Source organism: Micromonospora sp. NPDC093243 (genome assembly GCF_044753725.1).
Classification (GTDB): domain Bacteria; phylum Actinomycetota; class Actinomycetes; order Mycobacteriales; family Micromonosporaceae; genus Micromonospora.
Genome location: NZ_JBIVNT010000001.1, coordinates 58,411 through 73,016, shown reverse-complemented (window position 1 = coordinate 73,016; position 14,606 = coordinate 58,411). Strand labels below are relative to the sequence as shown.

The following is a 14,606-nucleotide window of genomic DNA, read 5'->3' as shown; positions in this document are numbered from 1 at the left end:
TAGGTGCAATACTTCCCCGCGTCGTCGCCGACCTGCCCGACGTAGCGGAGCCTCGCCGCGTCCCGCGCCGCCGACCCGGCGCGGTGAGCTTCCCGCACTGGCTGTGGGCACCGTGGCTGCGTCGGTGCCGGACGGCACCAGGCCCACCTCGCTGTCGACGTAACGGTCGGCGCGGTCGTGCTCGTCGTGCCGCCGGAGAGGATGGCCGGCGGTTCGTCGCACTTCCTGCCCGGCGATCCGGTCTTCGCCGCCAAGGCCAACGATTGGACCTCTACCTGTGGGCGCCGACGGCGGCCCGCGATGCCCGACCCTGTCCTGACTGGCCGCCGGGTACGGCGGCGCCGGGGTGATGCCTGATGACGGAAGCCCTCGCGTGTGGGGACGACCTGGACGTGCTGGGTGGGCAGGGACAGCCGGGCGAAGGCCCCGGGCGTGAAGGCCGGCATGCCCGGCGGTCCTCGCTCGGATCGGCCGGTCGGAGCCTGCGGTATGCCGACACTGGCCATCGCGTAGAAGGGCCCCGCGGGCGCGGGCAGGTACCCTTGGTCGGTGTTTTCGCCTCAGGGTCCGTCTCTGCGTGAACTCTGCATCCAGGCGATGTCCTCGGTCGAGCGCGGCTATGACCTGCTGGCTCCGAAGTTTGACCACACGCCGTTTCGCACGCCGGACAGCTATCTCGGCGCGAGCGCCGACGCGCTGTCCAAACTCGGGCCGTTCGACCATGGGCTGGACGTGTGCTGCGGTACCGGCGCGGGCATGGTGGTTCTCAAGTCCGTCTGCCAAGGAGGCATGACGGGCGTGGACTTCAGCGCTGGCATGCTCGCGCAGGCGCGCAGCGCTCACCCGGACGCCACGTGGGTTCAGGCCGATGCTCGGGCCCTGCCATTCACTGAGTACTTCGACCTCGCCGTCAGCTTCGGAGCGCTCGGGCACTTCCTGCCCACCGAGCGGCCGGCGCTGTTCGAGGGGGTGTACCGCGGGCTGCGGCCCGGCGGGCTCTTCGCCCTGCCGATCGGCGCACCGCCGCCCCTGGCCTCGGTCTCGCACTTGGCCACGCTCGGATTCGACCTGGCCATGCGGGTACGCAATGCCGTATGGCGACCGCCGTTCGTCATGTACTACCGCACCAGCCCGCTGTCCGCAGTCCGCGAAGACCTGATAACGGCCGGCTTCACCGTGACGGCCATCGACTTGACCGTCCTGGGGCAGCGCCGGGACGGCAGCCCACGGTGCCGGCTCATCCTTGCGCGTAAGCCGGCAGACCCTCAGTGATGCCCGACTCGCGCATCGGGGTCATCGGAGCCAGATGATGGCCGCGACGCACGGTGCACGCCCGGACCGGCAATCTGGCCCGTCTCGGTCGTGGCCTGCCACGAACTTGCCCGCCAACGCGGTGACAACCTTGGTTAGCTCCACGGCGTAGTCGCCGTTCGCCTCGGCGATCTTGAACAGCCACTGGCTGATGAACTTCGACTTGAGCACAGCCTCATCGACAGCAGCCTTCTACTAGAGAGTCGCCCGAGCCACTTGCGCCGTTCCCGTTCCCGATGGCGAAAGACGGCGAAACGTCGGCATTGGCGCGTGGTGAACGACGGGTATCCCCGACGGCGGTCCTGCGCCGATCATTGCCCGGAGATAGATATGAGTCACTCTCACCTCTGGGTGGAACGCCCGGGCGCGGAGGGCGAGACGTCGGCACCGGAAGCCGGGCGTACCGAACGGCCCGACTCCGCGTCCCCGGAGGATCGCCATGCCCCGTCCCACTCTCCGTGCCCGGCTCGCGGCGCTCACCGCCGCCACCCTGACCGCGAGCGTCCTGACGGTGACCCCGCCGTCACCGGCTCTGGCCGCCAGCATGTTCGCCGCCAACGACTACTGCCTCGGCCAGTGCGCCGACATCCTGCCCCCCGGGCAGAACGGCAACGCCACGCTGGTCGCCATCCTGGCCCACCAAGCGCTCGGCACCCGCCCGGCGCACTCCAGCGACCAGCTCGACGAGTACGCGAACCTGGTCTACAACTACGCCGGCCTGACCGACGAGCAGATCGCCCACTTCTACAACGACGCCTCGTTCGGCGTCCCGGCCGCGCAGGTCGAGAGCACCGTCTCGCCGCGCGCGGACGTCACCATCGTGCGGGACAAGGCCACCGGCGTCCCGCACGTCACCGGCACCACCCGCGCCGGCACGATGTTCGGTGCCGGCTACGCCGGGGCCCAGGACCGGCTCTGGGTGATGGACCTGCTGCGGCACGCCGGTCGAGGCACGCTCACCTCGTTCGCCGGCGGCGCGCCGGGCAACCGTGAGCTGGAGCAGAGCATCTGGGCCAACTCGCCCTACTCGGAGGCGGACCTCCAGGCGCAGGTGGACGCGCTGCGCCTCAAGGGCGCCCGGGGCCAGCAGCTCTACACCGACGTGGTCGACTACATCGCCGGCATCAACGCCTACATCGACAAGTCGATCGCCGAGGACAACTACCCGGGTGAGTACGTGCTCGCGGGCGCCGGCAAGCCGACGCACTTCACCATGACCGACCTCATCGCCACCGCCGGCGTCGTCGGCGGGCTCTTCGGCGGAGGCGGCGGCAGCGAGATCCAGTCCGCGCTGGTCCGGGTGGCGGCCCGGGCCAAGTACGGCGTTACCGAGGGCGACCGGGTGTGGGCGGCGTTCCGGTCGCAGAACGATCCGGAGACCGTGCTCACCCTGCACGACGGGCAGAGCTTCCCGTACGGGGCGACGCCGCCCGGCGCGACCAGCGCGGTGCTCCCCGACGCCGGCTCGGTGGTCGCCGAACCCCTCGCCCACGACGCCAGCGGCGGGGCCGCCGCCCGCACCGGCACCAGCGCCGCCACCCAGGGGCTGCTCGGCGGCCTGTCCAACCTGCGCGCGCATGGCATGTCCAACGCGGTCGTGGTCTCCGGAGGGCACACCACCACCGGCAACCCGGTTGCCGTGTTCGGGCCGCAGACCGGCTACTTCGCGCCGCAGTTGCTGATGCTGCAGGAGTTGCAGGGGCCGGGCATCAGCGCTCGCGGCGCCGCGTTCGCCGGGCTCAACCTCTACGTGCTGCTCGGCCGGGGCCAGGACTACGCGTGGAGCGCGACCTCCGCCTCCCAGGACCTCACCGACACGTACGCGGTGCCGCTGTGCACCACCGACGGCAGCGCCCCGACGCTGCGCACCAACCGCTATCTCTACCACGGGCAGTGCCTCGCCATGGAGGCGCTGGAGCAGCGCAACTCCTGGTCGCCGACGCTGGCCGACTCCACCCCGGCCGGCTCGTACACGCTGCGCGCGCTGCGCACCAAGTACGGGCTGGTGGCCTACCGAGGCCTGGTGAACGGGCAACCGACCGCGTTCACCAAGCTGCGCTCGACCTATCGGCACGAGGCTGACTCGGCGATCGGCTTCCAGGCCTACAACGACCCGTCGGCGATGGGCAGCGCGGCGGCCTTCCAGGCGTCCGCGGCCAATGTCGGGTACGCGTTCAACTGGTTCTACGTCAACTCGACCGAGGCGGCGTACTTCAACTCCGGCTCGAACCCGGTCCGTCCGGCCGCCGCCGACCCGAACCTGCCCACGAAGGCCGAGCCGGCGTACGAGTGGGCCGGCTGGAACCCGGACACCAACGACGCCACCTACCTTCCGGTGTCGGCGCATCCGCAGTCGGTCAACCAGGACTACTACGTCAGCTGGAACAACAAGCAGGCGCGGGACTTCGGGGCGGCGGACGGCAATTTCAGCTTCGGCTCCGTACACCGGGGCCAGCTGCTCGACGGCCCGGTGCGCGCCGCGATCGCCCAGCGCAAGCTCGGCCGCGCCGACGTCGTCAAGATCATGGCGGACGCGGCGGTGACCGACCTGCGCGGCCAGCAGGTTCTCGGCGACCTGCTGCGGGTGCTGGACAGCACGCCGGTCACGGATCCGGCGCTGGCCGACGCGGTGGGCAAGCTGCGGGCCTGGCAGCAGGCCGGAGCCCGCCGGGTGGAAACGTCCCCCGGCTCCAAGGTCTACCAGCACGCCGACGCGATCCGGATCTTCGACGCCTGGTGGCCGCTGCTGGCCTCGGCGCAGTTCCGTCCCGGCCTCGGGCCGGACCTCTACGCCGCGCTGGTCGACGCCCTCGAGGTGAACGAGGCGCCGTCGGGCGGCCAGAACGGCGGGCGCGGCGGTGCCGCGAGCTGGGCGTTGCAGGGGCAGGCACACAAGGGCTCGTCGTTCCAGTACGGCTGGTGGGGCTACGTCGACAAGGACCTGCGCACCGTGCTCGGCGACCCCGTCGCCGGCGGGCTGGGCCGCGCGTACTGCGGCAACGGCAACCTCGGCGCGTGCCGGCAGTCCCTGCTCGACACGCTCGGTCAGGCCGCGGCGGTGTCGGCCACCACGGTCTACCCGGGCGACAAGTCCTGCGGGGCCGGCGACCAGTGGTGCGCCGACTCGATCGCCCAGTCCGGGCTGGGCGGCATCACCCACCCGCTGATCGCCTGGCAGAACCGCCCCACCTACCAGCAGGTCGTCTCGTTCCCGGCGCGCCGGGGTGACGACGTCGCCAACCTGGCGCAGGGTCGTCCGACCACCGCGTCGAGCACCCAGTTCCTGACCAGCCACACCCCGGACAAGGCGGTCGACGGCAGTCTCGGCAGCCGGTGGGCCAGCAGCTACAACGACAACCAGTGGATCCGGGTCGACCTCGGCGCGGCCCGCAGTGTCAGCCGGGTGGTGCTGCGCTGGGAGGCCGCGTACGGCACCTCGTATCGGGTCGAGGTCTCCGGCGACGGCAGTTCCTGGACGCCGGTGTTCAGCACCACCACCGGCAACGGCGGCGTCGACAACGTGACCTTCGCCCCGGTCACCGCCCGCTATGTGCGGGTGTACGGGGTCAAGCGGGCCACCTCGTACGGGTTCTCGCTCTACGAATTCGAGGCGTACGGAAGGTGACCTCGCCTGGAGGGGGCGGCGGGTCCTACTCGCCGGCCCCTCCGGTAAATCGGTAGTCGTGGTCAGAGCCTCCACGGCGGCCCGTGGCGGCTCTGACCACTGCTTGGCGGATTGGTCGGCTATCTCATAGGCGCGGGTCCTGCTGGACCTTGGTCAGCGCACCGACCTTCGCCTGCACGTCGTGGTCGTGGAGCACGGCTTTGCCGTCGACCAGCACATCGAAGGCACGCTTGCCGGCCTTGACCTTGTCGATCTCCGCGAAGTCGAGGGCGATCCGGTACGTCCCGGCGGGGGCGTTCTTGAACACGTAGCTGAACGTCTCGCCGGTGCGCTGGGTGCGCAACAGCGCGTCGTCCTCGGTGCCGGCGATGTCGGCCCTGGTGGCACGCGCCTTGCCGCCGACGTAGCCCCACGGCCGCGAGCCGAGTTGCTGGTCGGGCGACCAGACGAAGCCGTCGGCACCGACGTGCCCGCTGTCCAGCCGAACCCTGAACCACCTGGCCGACCTCATCCGAGCGCACCGTAACCAGTATCGATCCCGGCGGCGGCGACTCGGTCCGGGCCGGGCCGACAGGCACTGCGAGCCCCTGGCCCGCCTGCGCGACGGTGACCCCTAAACCCGGCTCGCCGTCGGGTTCGAGATCGGTGTCGCCACCGCCTAGCGCTACATGCAGGAAGCGATCATGCAGCTCGCAGCGGCACCGCAGGTCAATCGTGGCGGTGACGCACGATGTAGTCGATGTAGCGGATCGTGTCCTCGCGGTCGTCCTTGCTGATCGAATCCCACAGGTCCGCCAGCCAGTAGAGCGAGCCCGACAGCATCCAGGCCCACCCGCGCACCCAGGTCGCCTCGTCGAACCCGAGCGCCTCCCGATAGACGGCCCGCGCACGGGCATCGAACAGGCTCCAGCCCGGCCGCACCTCGACCGCCGGATCGCCGCGGCCGAGACCGCCGAAGTCGATCACCCCGGTGAGCCTGCCCCGGTCGACCAGCAGGTTGCCTTCCAGGAGGTCACCGTGCAGCCATACCGGCGGTCCGGACCACTCGTCTGCCGCCATCGCCTCGTCCCACGCCGCGGTCACCGCCCGCCCGTCGATCCGGTCGCCCAGCGCCGAGATCGACCGGCGGGTCAGCTCGTCCCGCTGCGCCAGAGGTACGCCGCGCTGAATCCCCTCCTTGACCGGCCCGCCCATCGGGTCGATCGCGACCATCGCGCGCACGAAGCCGGCGAGGTCGACGGCGAGGTCGACGAGGTCCTGCCCGGCTTCCGGATTGCGCCCGTCCAGCCACGGGACGACCGTCCACGGCCACGGATAGTCCCCGCCCGGCCGGCCGACCGCGACCGGCACCGGCACCGGCACCGGAAGATGCGGCGCCAGCCGTGGCAGCCAGGTCACGTCGGTCGCCACCTGGTCGACCGCCCACTGCGCCCGCGGTAACCGTGCCGTCAGGGAATCACCCAGCCGGAACAGCGCGTTGTCGGTGCCGTTCAGCGGCTGCGGGACAATCGGCAGGTCCGACCATTCGGGGAACTGCTCGTCGATCAGGGCGCGTACCTGCTCGGCAGCGACGACGATCTCTCCAGGGCGCATCGGTGCGACCGTAGCCGCCGGCCTGTCGGTAAACCGCAGCGGCTCGCCGCCAGTTCCGGATCGGGAGTGCAGTCGGGTCGATCAGCTCGCTCACGGCGGGCTCCGGGTCCAGGCGACCGAGCGGTTCGAGGAGCACGGCAAGGCGGTCGCAGGAGGTATTCCACGCCGTCGCCCCGGTACTGCGGCCTGGCCTTTCCGTCGAGACTCCTCGGTATCCGGACCAACCTCCACACCTGCTGGTGTTCGAGGACGCCGGAGCACGCGGCGCAAGATAGCCACCGGCAGGAGCCACGAGCCCACGGCGCCCGGCCGGCAACAGCCCGGTCACGAGCCCGGCATCGGGGGAGCCACCCTGAACGCCATGACGCTCGGCCGCGTACCGCTCCTAGACAAGTTGCATCGCGGACCACAGTCGACAAGGAACCGCGTCGCTTGGGCGATCTCCGCCGCTTCGGGCACAGGTTGAACGTCGGGCCCGGCGCTGCAAGATCGTCGTCGGATTCGTGTGGGCGAGTTACGAACCACGGCGCTGTGAGGTCCAGGGCTGCTCCGCTCGCCGTCGGATGGCAAGCTCGTGTCTCGTGATGATCGATGATTTCGGTGGGGACTATCTGCACGGCCAGCTCGGGTCGATACGTCAGGCGGTGATCTGGAGACTCGGTGGGGACGCCGTGAGAGATTCGGATCTCGTGGAGGTTCGCCCGTGAGGGCGGTCATCGTCGCGGCCGCGGTCGCGTTCATCATCTCCCTGTTCGGCACGCCGGTGGCGATTCGCGTCTTCACCGCGCTCAAGGCCGGGCAGCCGATCCGATCCATCGGGCTCGCCAGCAACCAGGGTAAGAAGGGCACGCCCACGATGGGCGGCGTCGTGTTCATCGTGGCGACCGTGCTCGCGTACGTGGCCGGGCATCTCGCCCTGACCACCCTGCCTGAGCGGCAGATCGCGCAGGAGGGGCCGACCATGACGGCCCTGGTGCTGCTCGGGCTGTTCGTCTTCTGCGGCGCGGTCGGCTTCTTCGACGACTTCCTCAAGGTGCGCCGGCGCAACTCCGACGGGCTGTCCGCCAAAGGCAAGCTGCTCGGCCAGGCGATCGTCGGCGGCGGGTTCGGCGTCGCCGCGCTCTACGTGCCGAGCACCGGCGGCCAGACCGTGGCCAGTGAGCACATCTCGCTCATCCGCGACATCAATTGGCTGAATGTCGGCAAGGTCGGCGCGGTGATCGTGATCGTCTTCGTGATCATGGCGATGTCGAACGGCGTGAACCTCACCGACGGCCTCGACGGCCTGGCCACCGGTGCGTCGATCCTGGTGCTCGGCGCGTACGCGCTGATCGGCTTCTGGCAGTACCGGCACTGGTGCGCCGACGACGCGTACGATCGCGTGAACGAATACTGCTACCAGGTCCGGGATCCCCTGGAGATCGCCATGATCGCGGCGGCGGCGGCCGGTGCCTGCGTGGGCTTCCTGTGGTGGAACACGTCCCCGGCGCGGATCTTCATGGGTGACGTGGGCTCGCTCGGGCTCGGCGCCCTGATCGGCGGGCTCGCGGTGGCAACCCGCACGACGCTGCTTTCGGTCATGATCGGCGGACTCTTCGTCATCATCACGACGACCTGGGTGATCCAGATCGTCTCGTTCCGCACCACCGGTAGACGTGTCTTCCGGATGGTGCCGTTGCACCACCATTTCGAGTTGGCCGGCTGGAGCGAGGTCAATATCGTGGTCCGGTTCTGGATCGTGGCCGGTGTCTGCGTGGCGGTCGGCCTGGGCCTGTTCTACTCGGATTTCTTGGCGGTCGTTGGATAAAAGCCACACGACAAGCCGGTGTCGTGCCACCGACGGTGATCCGCCGGGTAGCCGTTTCCCCACCGGGGTGGGATCGGCCGTCCAAGCTGGAGTCCGGTCACGATTTCCCCGGCCTCGGCGAGGTCCTCTGCGCGGAACTCGCCGCTGCGCGCCGCCGTCCAGAAGTCGTCGGCATCCGCGGTCACGCCGTGAGGGAATGTCAGCTCCATCTCGATCTGGACGGTATCCGCGAGGTCGAGATCGAGATCCTCCTCGCCCGACGGTTCGCCCGGCGCACCGTCGTGCCATTCAACGGCAGGGATGGAGAAACGCCGGGCCAGCAGTCCCGGCGTCCAGCCACTCCACCTCGCCCTCCCACCGGTCGAAGAGACCGTCCAAGGGGACTGCGAGGAACGCCCGGAAGGCACGCCAGGCAAGGTTCACGTCCTGGTTGCGATCAGGATCGCTGCCCTCCGCCGCCACCAGCCGGCGCAGTTCCCTAGATCCGTCACGCCACGAGAACCGTCATGGCGGTATTTGATCATCTACATCCCAAGATCGGCAGGACACGGCCTAGACCGCTCCGAGGCCGAACCGGCGCCGGTACTGCGAGGGAGCCAGCCCCGTCTCACGGCGCATCAACGTGCGCAGGTTTGCGGTGGTGCCGACGCCGCTGTTTCGCGCGACCACTTCGAGGCGTGACTCACCCTGCTCGATCAGCCGACACGCCAGGTTGAGGCGCTCCCGAGTGAGCCAGGCCAGCGGTGTTGTGCCCAATTGCGCTTGAAAGCGGCGGTGCAGCGTCGCAGGGCTGACCGAGGCGTGCCTCGCCAGGTCAGCCACGCTCAGCGGCGCGTCGAGCCGCTGCTGGGCCCATGCCAAGGTGGGCGCGAGGGACTCGTCGGGAATGTCGAGCACGGGGCGCTCGATGAACTGCCGCTGACCGCCGTTGCGGTGTGCCGCGAAGACCAGCCGTCGACTGACCGAGTTGGCGATCTGCACGCCGTGGTCTCGGCGGACGATGTGCAGCCCGAGGTCAAGGGCGGCCGCGCTGCCCGCAGCGGTGAGGATGTCGCCGTCGTCCACGAACAGTACGTTCTCTTCGAGCCGGACGGCGGGGAACCGGTCCCGGAACGTGTCCGCCCACTGCCAGTGCGCGGTCGCCCGGCGCCCGTCGAGCACGCCGGCCTCGGCGAGGGTGAAAGCGCCGCTGCAGAAGCCGACCAGCCTCGCACCGCGTGCGTGCGCCCGCCGGATGGCATCGAGTACGGCGGGGCGGCGGGGCACGTCGGTGTCGGGCCGGTTAGGGACGATCAAGGTGTCTGCCGAGTCAGCCGCCTCCAAACCGCTGACCCCGGTCAAGGTGAAGAAGCCGTCGCGCATCAGCGTGCGCGGCGCGGGCGAGCAGAGGCGAAAGTCGTACAGATCGCGGCCGACCTCAGGCCGACGCAGGCCGAAGACCTCGGTTGCGCAGCCGAGCTCGAAAGGGTTCGAGTTCTCATCAACGATCACGACGACGCGGTGGAGCTGCGTCGACGAGACTGGCTGCGAGGATTCTTGCGACACGTGCGATTTATAGCACTCACACAGGCCGTGACCAAGAGGCAAGGATTCACTCATGAGCCATGAGCCCATCACCCTCAGTGCCGCCCTGGCCTCCTTCGACACGCTGTGGAGCCCCCGTATCGTCACCCGCGTCAATGACTACGACGTGCGCGTCGCCAAGGTCGCGGGCGAGCACATCTGGCACGTCCACGACGACACCGACGAGTTCTTCCTGGTGCTCGACGGGGAGTTGAACATCGCCTTGCGTGAGCCAACTGGGGAACGCACGGTCCGGCTTACGCAGGGTGCGGTCTTTACCGTCCCGCGGGGCACACAACACAAGCCGTACGCGCCCGCCGGCGCGGCAATCCTGATGTTCGAGCCGGCAGGAACACCGACAGTCGGCGACCGCCACGACGAGATCCCCGACCATATCGACGCGACGACCGGGCATCCACTCGACTCCTGAGCGCCGGGCATCGCCGCCGTGCTCGCGCAAGCGTTCGAATCCTGCGGCGCGGCTGTGGTGAGAAAGGGTGGGGTGGTGGCGTACCAGCCGGGCGGCAACCGCGGGCCGGTGGGAACGATCAGCGCATGCCCGCCCTGCTGCCCGCAGTGAAGGCGGGTCTGCACCAACCATCCCATGTTCGACAACCGTCACGACTTTGCCGGGACCCTGGGGTGCCCCTGGTGAGCTCACCACGTGAAGAATGCGGCGGGTGGGACTTGATCTGGAAAGCATCGACTGGGCCTCGTTGGCGCACGCGTACGGAAGTGCCGAGGACGTGCCTGGCCTCATTCGTGATCTGCGGTCATCCGACCCCGAGGTCCGTAGCGCGGCAATGTACGAGCTTTACGGCAACATCTACCACCAGGGGACCCGGTACGAGGCCAGCGCATACGCGGTCCCGTTCCTGCTGGAGTTGCTGGCCGACCCCGCCACACCCGCCCGGCACGAGGTCATTCAGCTGCTTTCCTGCCTCGCTGTCGGTTACACGCCTTACGACCTACCCGCCAGCGGCTTCCCCATCGCCGAAATCCGCAACGAGGTGGCCCACGTCCCCGAGGAGACCTGGCGCCGCTGGTCGCAAGCGATGAAGGCTTGGTACGAAGTCGTTAGTACCGGGCAGAGGCAGCCGCTTCCGCTCACTGAGCCCGAGCGGCGCCTGTTCGAGACCCGGCACGCGCTCGCCGCATACGATGCCGTCCGGGCCGGCGTCCCGCTGTTGTTGGCATGCCTGGCTGACCCAGACGCCGAGGTGGTCGGGGAGGCGATCCATGCCTTGGCCTGGTTCTCGGAGGAGATGACGTCGATCCGCCCCCGAATACTCGAAATCGCCTCCGACGACCGGCGCCCGGCGCAGATAGTGGGAGCGGCGCTGATCGCGTTAGGACTGGTCGGCGGTGCGTTGACGCAGCCTGTAGCGGACCTGCTCGACAGGAACCTTGCAGGCACAGATCCCGACTTGAGATGGGCGGCTGCTGTGGCGTGGGCGCAGCTGGCCGGTGAAGAGGTGCCGGACTCGGCAATAGCCGAGCTACGCGGATGGGCCGCCATTCGCCAACAGAACACCGGGCAGACAATCTGGTTTGCCAGCCCCAGCTACGTGGCACTCGAAGTGCTCGACGCCTTCGCCGCGCCGGCGGCCGAGGAGGTACGGTCGGACCTCGTTGCGGCGGTGCTCGCCGAGCAACCCACGTCGAACTGGCACAAGCATTTCAACGTGGTGCTGGGGTGCGCGTTTCCGCAGATGGAATCGGATCACGGCCGCGGCTTCCAGGAACTGACGGCGGCGCAGCGGGCGGTGGTCGCGTGGCTCGTCGATAACCCGCATGTGTTCGGGTCTTCGGGGCCTCAAGGCCCACTCCGCCAACACGGCCTGCCGACGACTCACGAGGCGCTACGCGCTTACGCCGGCCTGGACAGGTAACAACGCCACCCGCTCGGCGTCAGGGGCGCTGCGCGTCGGCACGCCGATGGCCTACGGCCACCCTCGGCCCCGAGCGGACGCCGCAGTCTTGGCACCTGTCCGGGGGATGGAGGCAGAGTGGCGTTCGGCCCGGCGGGGCCCAGTCTTTACCAGTCTGGCTCGTGGATGGCCTCTTCGAGGGCCATGACCGTGCTGTAGAAGGTGGTGTTGGGCCAGGGTGGTCGCTCGGCCGCGCGTTTCCAGGTGAGGTGGACGCGCGCCCAGCCCCCAGAGGCCAGTTCCACAACGACGTCGTCTGAGGCCCCGGACCTCCCGATGACCGCGACGGGTTGGTTGTGTAGGGGGTGCCCGGCGGCCACCTCGGTCAGAAGTTCGGCGTTCAGTGCTTCCCGTTGTTGGTGTTCGGTTGGGCCACCTCGGCGTAGGTCCCACCACGGGTCGGCAAAGACGGGCTGTTCGTCCACAGGATCATCGTCGCGTAGCTCGCGGAGGTTCGGACTCGCGGCCTCGAACCAGCGCTTGGCGGAACGTCACGCGTCATCTGAAGCCAGGGGAAAAGATGACCAGCACGACGTAGATCGGCAGGTTGGACGCGTTGAGGACCTGCGCTGCCCACTTCTGGACGGGCTTCGTCGCGGCGGCGCTCAACGAAGCGAGTCGCCGTCGACAGCGGGTGCAGCGTGCTCACCGGGCAGCCCGGGTTGTACGGCGGCCTCGCCGGCGGCGGGCCCATCATCCCGTTCTGACCTGCCCGGGTGTTGCCGCGGGTACGAACCGCCCCGACACGCTTTCTCGCAGTAATTGGCAGCGCGCCCCGCTGGCGCCCGACCGTCCCGCGGGCCGGGTCACGCTCTCACTGATAGCGCCTGCCGGGCCTTGTCGCCTTGCCCGGCTTGGTGATCACGTTGTTCCTGCCGCGGCGGGTCACCATGATCTGCCGCGCTTTCTTCTTCAACCCTGTCAGGATCTTGCCCTTCATCGCGGGCTCCCTTCTCGCGCACGTCGGATCACCCGTGGCGATGCTCGCGTACCCGACGGTCGAGGCGTCATTCCCGCCTGAACCGACCTCTGCGTGGCACAGCCACAGCGAACCCCGGCACCTCAAGGTGCCGGGGCTTCGCTGTGCCCACTGTCCAGAGCGTGATGATCACCGCGCTGATGAACAGGAACGCGATATGCCAGGACTGGTCGAGGGCGTACGTGCAGGGCCCAGCGACGGGCTAGGCCCCGCATCCTGGAGTTTCAGGCACTCAACCCAGCCCATGACGACGACCCCGGCGACGACGACGAACACCATCGAAGGGCGCTCAACTGCACCCGATCCTGCCTGCGGCTTCTTGTTCACGCAGGTCAGGGTCGGTGCAGCGACCCTGTTTCCCACGGAGTGCTCAACAACTTTGACCAGACGGCAACTGCTGTCTATCTGGCCTGGTGGGGGAGTGCGAGCAGGTCAAGCGGTAACGACCGGGCTGGGGCGGCTCGGCCCTGCGTTGGGGGCAGACTGGGTGCAGCCCGGCTAAGTGGTCACCGCAGCGAAGAGGTCACGCGGCCGTCGCCGAGCTTCGCTGCGGTGCATTCGACGGACATCGACGAGCGGCGTTCCGGCCGCCCGTCATGAGCGCGCTGGCTGGTCGCCGTCGGCGGGGCCCTGCGCCACAGCGTCGAACGCCGCAACTGGCTCTGACCTCCGGCCGGTACTCGGCACTACCGCATACCGGTATCCGGTGTTACTGTGTACCGGTACCTGGTAGCACGAGGTACCGAGATGTCGCCGGAGAGGAGAGGGGGTGCGATGGAAGATCTGACGGAGATGCTCAAGGGCACGCTCGAGGGGTGCGTGCTCGAGATCATCGGCCGCGAGGAGACGTACGGGTGGGCCATCACCCGCCGGCTGAACGACCTCGGCTTCGTCGACGTCATCGACGGGACGGTATACACCATCCTGCTGCGGCTGGAGAGGAACGGTCTTGTCGACGTGACGAAGCGACCGTCCGAAGTGGGCCCGCCGCGCAAGTTCTACACGCTCAACGATGCCGGCCGCGACGAACTCGCGACGTTCTGGACGAAATGGCAGTACGTCTCATCACGCATCGACAAGCTGAAGGAGGGCGGAAGATGAACTTCTGGGAGACCATCACCGGCAGCGATCTCACCAGAGATTGGAAGGCGTTCGAGGCGCGGGCGCAGGCATTGCCGGCCGATTATCACGCGGCGTGGAACCAAATGGTGGGTCAGCTTTTCGCCTATGGGGACTTCACCGGTCGCAACCTGACGCCGATCGCCGACGCCGCCCTGGGGCTGCTCGAGGAGGCGTCGGCTGACGGCCAGAGCGTCCAGGAGGTGCTCGGTGACGACATCCCCGGCTTCTGCGCGGCGCTGGCTGGTGGGTCGGGAGCCGGGACCTTTCGCGATCGCTGGCGCGAGCAGTTGAACAAGACCGTCGCACGCAAACTGGGCCGGCTGGGAGGCTGACGTGGGCATCCAGGACATCATCGAGGGCAAGAGGCAGTGGCGGGCGCACATGGCTCGGGTCAAGGCACTCCCTCCGGACTACCAAATCGTCTACAAGGAGATGCAGAGATACCTGTTCAAGGTCGGACCCGTCGACCTGGCGGACGGAAACCTGCTCGCCGGGATCGTCGACTTCTTCGAGGAGGGCGTCACGGCCGGCAAAGGAGTGCTGGAACTCATCGGCAGCGACGTCGCCGCCTTCGCCGACGATCTGATCAAGGACACGCCCACCTACGCGGACGTTTATCAGGACTCCATCGGTAGGAATTCCGGCGCTGACCAGCGGTAGGGTCTGCCTCCGTCG

Annotated in this window: 14 protein-coding genes and 1 pseudogene; 9 read left to right on the top strand and 6 right to left on the bottom strand. The window is 68.7% G+C overall.

The annotated features are described in order from the left end of the window. The first annotated feature begins 549 nt into the window (after positions 1–549). Positions 550–1,272 (top strand): methyltransferase domain-containing protein, encoded by a 723-nt coding sequence (locus ACIP9D_RS00380; RefSeq protein WP_350876953.1) that lies wholly within the window; start codon positions 550–552, stop codon positions 1,270–1,272. 21 nt (positions 1,273–1,293) lie between these two features. Here the strand turns inward: ACIP9D_RS00380 and ACIP9D_RS00375 are convergent, their stop codons facing one another. Further along, positions 1,294–1,482, bottom strand: coding sequence for a hypothetical protein (locus ACIP9D_RS00375; RefSeq protein WP_350876951.1), 189 nt, complete (start codon positions 1,480–1,482; stop codon positions 1,294–1,296). A 268-nt stretch (positions 1,483–1,750) separates the two neighbouring features. Here ACIP9D_RS00375 and ACIP9D_RS00370 point away from each other — a divergent pair, with 268 nt between their 5' ends. Further along, positions 1,751–4,936, top strand: coding sequence for a penicillin acylase family protein (locus tag ACIP9D_RS00370; RefSeq protein WP_350876949.1), 3,186 nt, complete (start codon positions 1,751–1,753; stop codon positions 4,934–4,936). A gap of 124 nt (positions 4,937–5,060) precedes the next feature. Here ACIP9D_RS00370 and ACIP9D_RS00365 read toward each other — a convergent pair whose 3' ends face one another. Beyond that, the gene (locus ACIP9D_RS00365) at positions 5,061–5,447 is read right to left on the bottom strand and encodes a malectin domain-containing carbohydrate-binding protein (protein WP_350876947.1); all 387 of its coding nucleotides are present in this window, start codon (positions 5,445–5,447) and stop codon (positions 5,061–5,063) included. Here ACIP9D_RS00365 and ACIP9D_RS00360 point away from each other — a divergent pair. After that, a pseudogene (locus ACIP9D_RS00360) lies at positions 5,410–5,595 on the top strand (IS5/IS1182 family transposase); the annotation flags it as partial. The gene ACIP9D_RS00365 and the pseudogene ACIP9D_RS00360 overlap by 38 nt on opposite strands. Before the next feature lie 49 nt (positions 5,596–5,644). Here ACIP9D_RS00360 and ACIP9D_RS00355 read toward each other — a convergent pair. Next, positions 5,645–6,529: an aminoglycoside phosphotransferase family protein gene (locus ACIP9D_RS00355; RefSeq protein WP_350876946.1), complete on the bottom strand. Its 885-nt coding sequence runs from the start codon at positions 6,527–6,529 to the stop codon at positions 5,645–5,647. Positions 6,530–7,232: 703 nt separating this feature from the next. On the opposite strand from ACIP9D_RS00355, the gene mraY reads away from it, so the two are divergent. Continuing rightward, positions 7,233–8,336: a phospho-N-acetylmuramoyl-pentapeptide-transferase gene (mraY, locus tag ACIP9D_RS00350; RefSeq protein ID WP_350876944.1), complete on the top strand. Its 1,104-nt coding sequence runs from the start codon at positions 7,233–7,235 to the stop codon at positions 8,334–8,336. Here mraY and ACIP9D_RS00345 read toward each other — a convergent pair. Further along, positions 8,306–8,743 carry a hypothetical protein gene (locus tag ACIP9D_RS00345; protein WP_400449079.1) on the bottom strand — a complete coding sequence of 146 codons (438 nt, stop codon included), beginning with the start codon at positions 8,741–8,743 and terminating at the stop codon, positions 8,306–8,308. The two genes, mraY and ACIP9D_RS00345, sit on opposite strands and share 31 nt — an antisense overlap. Before the next feature lie 145 nt (positions 8,744–8,888). Next, positions 8,889–9,881, bottom strand: a complete 993-nt coding sequence (locus tag ACIP9D_RS00340) for a helix-turn-helix domain-containing protein (protein WP_350876940.1) — start codon at positions 9,879–9,881, stop codon at positions 8,889–8,891. Positions 9,882–9,933: 52 nt separating this feature from the next. Between ACIP9D_RS00340 and ACIP9D_RS00335 the strand changes: the two genes are divergently transcribed. Beyond that, a complete protein-coding gene (locus ACIP9D_RS00335) occupies positions 9,934–10,329 on the top strand; it encodes a cupin domain-containing protein (RefSeq protein WP_350876939.1) in 396 nt (131 codons plus the stop codon). 250 nt (positions 10,330–10,579) lie between these two features. Continuing rightward, positions 10,580–11,791: a hypothetical protein gene (locus ACIP9D_RS00330; protein ID WP_350876937.1), complete on the top strand. Its 1,212-nt coding sequence runs from the start codon at positions 10,580–10,582 to the stop codon at positions 11,789–11,791. Between the two features lie 853 nt (positions 11,792–12,644). Here the strand turns inward: ACIP9D_RS00330 and ACIP9D_RS00325 are convergent. Next, positions 12,645–12,770, bottom strand: a complete 126-nt coding sequence (locus tag ACIP9D_RS00325) for a hypothetical protein (RefSeq protein ID WP_350876935.1) — start codon at positions 12,768–12,770, stop codon at positions 12,645–12,647. Positions 12,771–13,583: 813 nt separating this feature from the next. Between ACIP9D_RS00325 and ACIP9D_RS00320 the strand changes: the two genes are divergently transcribed. The 3 genes from ACIP9D_RS00320 to ACIP9D_RS00310 are packed head-to-tail and all read left to right on the top strand — an operon-like array spanning position 13,584 to position 14,591. Continuing rightward, positions 13,584–13,910, top strand: a complete 327-nt coding sequence (locus ACIP9D_RS00320) for a PadR family transcriptional regulator (protein WP_350876933.1) — start codon at positions 13,584–13,586, stop codon at positions 13,908–13,910. Continuing rightward, positions 13,907–14,263, top strand: coding sequence for a DUF1048 domain-containing protein (locus tag ACIP9D_RS00315; RefSeq protein ID WP_350876931.1), 357 nt, complete (start codon positions 13,907–13,909; stop codon positions 14,261–14,263). The genes ACIP9D_RS00320 and ACIP9D_RS00315 overlap by 4 nt, the downstream gene beginning before the upstream one ends. 1 nt (position 14,264) lies before the next feature. After that, positions 14,265–14,591 carry a DUF1048 domain-containing protein gene (locus ACIP9D_RS00310; RefSeq protein ID WP_350876930.1) on the top strand — a complete coding sequence of 109 codons (327 nt, stop codon included), beginning with the start codon at positions 14,265–14,267 and terminating at the stop codon, positions 14,589–14,591. Positions 14,592–14,606 lie beyond the last annotated feature (15 nt).